This is a genomic window from Niveispirillum sp., from assembly GCF_017996735.1.
In the GTDB taxonomy this organism is placed as follows: Bacteria; Pseudomonadota; Alphaproteobacteria; order Azospirillales; family Azospirillaceae; genus Niveispirillum.
In genome coordinates, this window is the sequence record NZ_JAGOGJ010000233.1 from 1 (window position 1) to 5,443 (window position 5,443).

Here is a 5,443-nt window from a genome sequence, read left to right on the forward strand (position 1 = left end):
GCCTTGTTCGGGTAAGTCCGCATGTCCGCAGATGGCAACAATGTCGCTCCCCGCGTGCGCCTGACACAGGCGCAATTGGACCGCGCGTGCGAGCGGCACCTGGCCTATCTGTCGGGCATGACGGGCGGGGCCAAGCTCAGCCTGCCCTTTTTCGATCTGTCGGGCATGTCCTTCAACGGGCGCAACCTGACCAATGCCAACCTGTCCGGCGCCATTCTGCGCGGAACCAGCTTTGCCAATGCCAAGCTGGATTATGCCGACCTGTTCGGGTGTGACCTGACGGGGGCCGACCTGTCCAACGCCCAGTTGATGCGCACCGACCTGCGGGCGGCCAGCCTGCGCGGCGCCATCATGCGTGGCGCCAGGATGGTGGAGTGCGATCTGCGCGACGGCAACATGGCGGTCAGCACACGGTCGGACTTCAAGGTGCTGGGGCTGGAGATCGGGCCGGCGGATATTTCATCGGCGGTCATGATCAATGCCGACCTGACACGCGCGCGCCTGACCGGTTCCTGTGCGCGGGAGGCGGATTTCTCCGGCGCAACCATGGCCGGTGCCCAATTGGCGCGGGTCGATCTGCGCGATGCCCAGTTCAAGGCGACCAACCTGGATGGCGCGGATCTGGCCGATGCGGACCTGCGCGGTGCCGACCTGTCGGGGGCCAAGGTCTCTGCCCAGGCGTTGCAGGCCGCCATCCGCACGGATGAGGAAGCGGCCCGGCGCGGCATCGGCGCGGGCGCGGACCCGTCGGTCACCGGGCCGCCACCACCAGCAGAGCCGGCGCCCAACAGCCCGCCGCCGCCGGAACGGCTGGATGCGATGCTGCGTGCCCATGCGCAATGGGTGGCCACCGGCGGGCAGGGGGGGCACCAGTTGGATATCAGCGGGCTGGACCTGTCCCATGCCGATCTGGCGGGCCGGGTGCTGACCTTGATGAAGGCGACGGGTGTCAATCTGCGCGGTGCCGACCTGCGCGGCGCCCAGATGCAGGCCGCACAATTGGCAGGCGCCGATCTGCGCTCCACCAATCTCAGCTTCGCCGATCTGCGCGGCGCCACGATGGACCGCGCCAACCTGATCGACGCCAACATGGAAAAGGCCAACCTGTCCAAGCTGAAAACCGCGCGCGGGCACGAGTTGCGCACCTCCCTGGTCCGCGCCCGCCTGGCCGCCGCCATCCTGCGCGGAGCCGATCTCAGCCAGGTGGATTTTACGGGCGCCGATCTGACCGCCACCATCCTGGACGAGGCAAACCTGACCGGTTCCACGATCGAGGCGGCACGGGGGATCACCCTGGACTGAAGCTGCGCCAACACCCCAGTCGGCGTTCTGCAAAAAAGCAAACGGCGGGGTTTCCCCCGCCGCCTGCCTTACTTGATCCGTTTCCTAAACCTCAGCCGCGGTTCATGCGGCTGCTGACCAGATCGTGGACGACATTGGGGTCGGCCAGCGTGCTGGTGTCGCCCAGCGCTTCATGCTCGTTGGCGGCGATCTTGCGCAGGATGCGGCGCATGATCTTGCCCGACCGGGTCTTGGGCAGGCCCGGCGCCCACTGGATCAGGTCGGGCGTGGCGATGGGGCCGATTTCCTTGCGGACCCAGGTCACCAGCTCCTTGCGCAGTTCCTCCGTCGGGTCCTCGCCAGCGTTCAGGGTGACATAGGCATAGATGCCCTGGCCCTTCAGGTCGTGCGGGTAACCGACCACGGCGGCTTCGGCCACCTTGGGATGGGCGACCAGCGCGCTTTCGATCTCCGCCGTGCCCAGGCGGTGACCGGACACGTTGATCACGTCGTCGACGCGGCCGGTGATCCAGTAATAGCCGTCTTCATCGCGGCGGCAGCCGTCGCCCGTGAAATACTTGCCCTTGAAGGTGCTGAAATAGGTCTGGATGAAGCGTTCATGGTCGCCGAAGACAGTGCGCATCTGGCCCGGCCAGCTATCCACGATGCAGAGATTGCCCTCCGTGGCGCCTTCCAGGATGGTGCCTTCATTATCCACGACCTGCGGCTGAACACCAAAGAAGGGCAGGGTGGCGGAACCCGGCTTCTGTCCGATGGCGCCGGGCAGCGGCGTGATCAGGATGCCGCCGGTCTCCGTCTGCCACCACGTGTCGACGATGGGGCAGCGGCCGTCGCCCACGACGCTGTGATACCACAGCCAGGCTTCGGGGTTGATCGGCTCGCCCACCGAGCCGAGCAGGCGCAAGCTGGCCCGGCTGGTCTTCTTCACCGGCGCCTCGCCCTCGCGCATCAGCGCGCGGATGGCGGTGGGGGCGGTGTAGAAGATGTTGACCTTGTGCTTGTCGATCACGTCCCAGAAACGGCTGACCGAGGGGTAGTTGGGGATGCCTTCGAACATCAGCGTGGTAGCGCCATTGGCCAGCGGGCCATAGACGATGTAGCTGTGGCCCGTGACCCAGCCCACATCGGCCGTACACCAGTAGATATCGCCCTCATGATAGTCGAACACATACTGGTGCGTCATGGAGGCATAGACGAGGTAGCCGCCGGTCGTGTGCAGCACGCCCTTGGGCTTGCCCGTCGAGCCCGAGGTGTAGAGGATGAACAGCGGGTCTTCCGCACCCATCACCTCGGGCGTGTTGTCGTCGGAAACCTTGGCGGTTTCCTCATGATACCAATGATCGCGGCCGTCCTTCCAGGCGATGGCGCCGCCCGTGCGCTTCACCACGATGACCGAGGTGACGCCCGGCGCCTTTTCCAGCGCCTTGTCGACATTGGCCTTCAACGGCACCTTGCGGCCGCCGCGCAGCCCTTCGTCGGCGGTGATGATCAGCTTGCTGTCGCAATCGACGATGCGGTCATACAGGCTGTCGGGGGAGAAGCCGCCGAACACGATGGAATGGATGGCGCCGACGCGGGCGCAGGCCAGCATGGCATAGGCCGCTTCCGGGATCATGGGCAGATAGATGGTGACGCGGTCACCCTTCTTCACACCCTGCGCCTTCAGCACATTGGCCAGGCGGCAGACCTTCTCATGCAGCTCACGATAGGTGATGTGGGCCGATTCCGCCGGGTTGTCGCCTTCCCAGATGATGGCCGTCTGGTCGCCGCGCGTCGCCAGATGGCGATCGACGCAGTTATAGGCGACGTTGGTGGTCCCATCCTCGAACCAGCGGATAGAGACGTCACCCTCGAAGCTGGTGTTCTTCACGCGTGTGTAGGGGGAGAACCAGTCGATGCGCTTGCCATGCTCGCCCCAGAAGGCTTCCGGGTCCTTGACCGACTGCTCGTACATCGCCTTGTACTTGGCCTCGTCGACCCAGGCGGCGGCGGCCACCTCTTCCGTCACGGGAAAGAAAGTAGGGCTGCTCATGGCGTTGTTTCTCCCAAGGTTGGCGGGTGGTGACATCACCGGCCGGATCGGTTGCCGGCCCCCGCTTATCTCTGTCGTCCGGGACCGATGGGCTGCGTTGTCCGCGCCTGTCGATCCCGCTCGCTCGCGCAATTTATGTAAGCATTGGGCGCCACATTTGGAACATGTACATTCGTCGCGTGCGCATTTCGACGCATTCAACGGTTTTCCCGGGGAAATGATGACCCCGCCATACTGCGTGCGGGGCATTGCACAGCATGGTATGATTTACCATGATGGGATCAAACGGGGCGGGCAGGGGATGAGCGGGGTGATTCCGGAAGAGGGCGGCAGTCAGGGCCCCGGCGACGACCCGGCGCGGCTGGGCCTGCGCACCAGCCTGATGACCTTGAACCTGCTTTTATCGTCCGTGCCGACGGGGACTGCGGGCTTTGCCGATGCAGCGGCGGACGCGCGCTGTCTGTCGCGGCGAATTGCCACGGCGACCGAGGATTTTTGCGATGTGATGCGAGTGGCTGTGTGACGGATCAGCCGTCCACCGCCACCACGCCATCGGTGACCGTCAGCGGCACCGGCCGCAGCGGGCGGCCCGCGCAGGGGCCGATGATGCACATGCCGTCTTCCACCCGGAACTGTGCGCCATGTGTGCTGCACTGAAGCCAGCGGCCATCAATGCTCATGAAATCGTCCGGGTCCATTTCCAGCGGCACCCCGACATGCGGGCAGGCGTTGCGGTAGGCGAAGACCTGGCCGCCCTTGCGGGCCACCAGGATCTTCACCTTCACCTCACCCTTGGGCCAGTCGAAACCGCGTGCCATGCCGTCGGGTATCTCTTCCACCCGGCACAGGACATGGCCGCCGCTCATGCCGGGACCCCGGCCAGGGCGCAGATATGGGCCCATTGATCGTCGCTGACGGGGCAGACAGACAGGCGCGACTGCTTGATCAACTGCATTTCGGCCAGGGCCGGGTCGCCCTTCATCTGCTTCAGCGTGATCGGATTCTTCACCGGCATCACCGGCTTCAGGTCGACCATGACGAAGCGGCCGGCGGGATCGGACGGGTCGGGATAGGCCTCGCGCACGATCTCGGCGATGCCGACAATCTCCAGCCCCTCATTGGAATGATAGAAGAAGGCGCGTTCGCCCACTTTCATGGTCTTCAGGTTCAGGGCTGCCTGATGATTGCGCACGCCATCCCAATGGGTGCGACCATCGGCCACGAACTTGTCCCAGGAATATTTGAACGGCTCGGACTTCACCAGCCAGTAGGCCATGGTCGGTTCCCTTGTCTGTTCCCTCAGGTGCCGGGCGCCGCCATCCGGCGGCTTGGGCTTACGGCAGGACCTTGCGGTAGGGGCGGATGCTGACGGACTGGAACAGGCCGGCCTTGGCATAAGGGTCACCGGCGGCGAAGGCCTCCGCACTGGCCTGGTCGGCGAATTCCATGACCAGCAGGCTGCCCACCGGCTTCTCCCCGGCATCGTCCAGCAGCGGGCCGGCAATGACGATCTGGGCCAGATAGGAATTCAGGTAATCCAGGTGCGGCGGGCGGTTGGCCAGACGCAGCTCCAGGGAATTCGGCTTGTCGATGCAGGTAATGGCGAAAAGCATGGGGTGATCCCGTCGGTTCATGATGCCGACCCATGCTTAGCCGCGTCGGCCGCTGCCGTCCAGAGGGGTGACGGCCCTGTCCGGGGCTCGGTGGTGCCGGCGATTGAAGCCGGTGATCGGCCTGGATCGCCGGGACCGGGTATAAATCAGGCTTCCACCAGTTCCAGAAGCCGCCCGTCGGGGGCGAAGCAGGCGCAGATCAGCCGTCCGCCAAACCCAGCGCCGCCATCCAGGCTGGCGGTGAAATCGGTGACGGTCGGGCCCGGCCCATGGGTCGGGTCGTAACCGCGCACCACGCGGCGAAAGCCGTTATAGGGCTCGGCAATGCGGGTGAAGCTGCCGCCGCCCCACCAGAAGATATCGGCCTGCATATGCAGCGGCTTGGCCGGGGCCAGCCCGGCATTGACGAACAGCAGGTCGGTGGGGCCGCCAGCGGCGGCGCTGGGATAGGCGCAGCGGCGCACGGCGCTCAGCAGATGGGCACGGCCCGGCGCGG

Annotated in this window: 6 protein-coding genes and 1 pseudogene; 2 read left to right on the plus strand and 5 right to left on the minus strand. The window is 65.4% G+C overall.

Going from position 1 to position 5,443, the window contains the following annotated elements:
- Positions 1–21 precede the first annotated feature (21 nt).
- Positions 22–1,302 (plus strand): pentapeptide repeat-containing protein, encoded by a 1,281-nt coding sequence (locus KBA48_RS32160; protein WP_292912755.1) that lies wholly within the window; start codon positions 22–24, stop codon positions 1,300–1,302.
- A 91-nt stretch (positions 1,303–1,393) separates the two neighbouring features.
- Here the strand turns inward: KBA48_RS32160 and acs are convergent, their stop codons facing one another.
- Positions 1,394–3,334 (minus strand): acetate--CoA ligase, encoded by a 1,941-nt coding sequence (acs, locus tag KBA48_RS32165; RefSeq protein ID WP_292912756.1) that lies wholly within the window; start codon positions 3,332–3,334, stop codon positions 1,394–1,396.
- A gap of 301 nt (positions 3,335–3,635) precedes the next feature.
- Between acs and KBA48_RS32170 the strand changes: the two genes are divergently transcribed.
- On the plus strand, positions 3,636–3,857 hold the full coding sequence (locus KBA48_RS32170) for a hypothetical protein (protein WP_292912757.1): 222 nt from the start codon (positions 3,636–3,638) through the stop codon (positions 3,855–3,857).
- Positions 3,858–3,861: 4 nt separating this feature from the next.
- On the opposite strand, the gene KBA48_RS32175 is transcribed toward KBA48_RS32170, so the two are convergent.
- The 4 genes and pseudogenes from KBA48_RS32175 to KBA48_RS32190 form a co-directional block, all read right to left on the minus strand.
- Complete coding sequence (locus tag KBA48_RS32175; RefSeq protein ID WP_292912758.1) at positions 3,862–4,200, minus strand: Rieske (2Fe-2S) protein; 339 nt, start codon at positions 4,198–4,200, stop codon at positions 3,862–3,864.
- Positions 4,197–4,610, minus strand: coding sequence for an EVE domain-containing protein (locus KBA48_RS32180; protein WP_292912759.1), 414 nt, complete (start codon positions 4,608–4,610; stop codon positions 4,197–4,199). The genes KBA48_RS32175 and KBA48_RS32180 overlap by 4 nt, the downstream gene beginning before the upstream one ends.
- Positions 4,611–4,668: 58 nt before the next feature.
- Positions 4,669–4,947, minus strand: a complete 279-nt coding sequence (locus tag KBA48_RS32185) for a YciI family protein (protein WP_292912760.1) — start codon at positions 4,945–4,947, stop codon at positions 4,669–4,671.
- 146 nt (positions 4,948–5,093) lie between these two features.
- A pseudogene (locus KBA48_RS32190) lies at positions 5,094–5,443 on the minus strand (hypothetical protein); the annotation flags it as partial.

What these genes read in the sequence shown, in the direction of transcription:
- acs (WP_292912756.1), bottom strand. Translation starts at nt 3,334, where the DNA reads ATGAGCAGCCCTACTTTCTTTCCCGTGACGGAAGAGGTGGCCGCCGCC.
- KBA48_RS32175 (WP_292912758.1), bottom strand. Translation starts at nt 4,200, where the DNA reads ATGAGCGGCGGCCATGTCCTGTGCCGGGTGGAAGAGATACCCGACGGC.
- KBA48_RS32185 (WP_292912760.1), bottom strand. Translation starts at nt 4,947, where the DNA reads ATGCTTTTCGCCATTACCTGCATCGACAAGCCGAATTCCCTGGAGCTG.
- KBA48_RS32170 (WP_292912757.1), top strand. Translation starts at nt 3,636, where the DNA reads ATGAGCGGGGTGATTCCGGAAGAGGGCGGCAGTCAGGGCCCCGGCGAC.
- KBA48_RS32160 (WP_292912755.1), top strand. Translation starts at nt 22, where the DNA reads ATGTCCGCAGATGGCAACAATGTCGCTCCCCGCGTGCGCCTGACACAG.
- KBA48_RS32180 (WP_292912759.1), bottom strand. Translation starts at nt 4,610, where the DNA reads ATGGCCTACTGGCTGGTGAAGTCCGAGCCGTTCAAATATTCCTGGGAC.